Source organism: Mesorhizobium sp. M1C.F.Ca.ET.210.01.1.1 (genome assembly GCF_004791585.1).
In the GTDB taxonomy this organism is placed as follows: domain Bacteria; phylum Pseudomonadota; class Alphaproteobacteria; order Rhizobiales; family Rhizobiaceae; genus Mesorhizobium.
Genome location: NZ_SRUU01000139.1, coordinates 1 through 358 on the forward strand (window position 1 = coordinate 1; position 358 = coordinate 358).

2 pseudogenes are annotated in these 358 nt (G+C 57.5%); both read left to right on the top strand.

Annotation, left to right across the window (positions count from 1 at the left end):
- Window positions 1-176 (top strand): annotated as a pseudogene (locus EN853_RS35060) (ABC transporter substrate-binding protein); the annotation flags it as partial.
- A 59-nt stretch (window positions 177-235) separates the two neighbouring features.
- Window positions 236-358 (top strand): annotated as a pseudogene (locus tag EN853_RS35405) (sugar ABC transporter permease); the annotation flags it as partial.

Consider the following 358-nt stretch of genomic DNA (forward strand, 5'->3'; position numbering starts at 1 on the left):
ATGCGACCTACTCGACGCTGACGGCCAACATGATCTTCGATCCGAAGTCGCCCAAGGCTGGTGTCGCCGGGCCGATCTTCGACATCATGTCCAATTATTTCGTGCCGACCCTCAATGGAGAGATGGACCCCGGCGAGGCGGTGAAATCCATCAAGGATGAGCTGAACAGCATGTAGGGCTCAAGGGCTGGGACCGTCCTGTCCAGAGCGGTCCCAGTCATATTTGAGGAAGAACCATGCTTCGCAACTCCCGCACTGAACGTCTTGTCGCGCTGGTGCTGGTCGCTCCCTTCCTGGCGATCTACCTGCTGGCGTTCGTCTATCCGACGGTTCAGATGTTCCGGATCTCCTTCACCGAT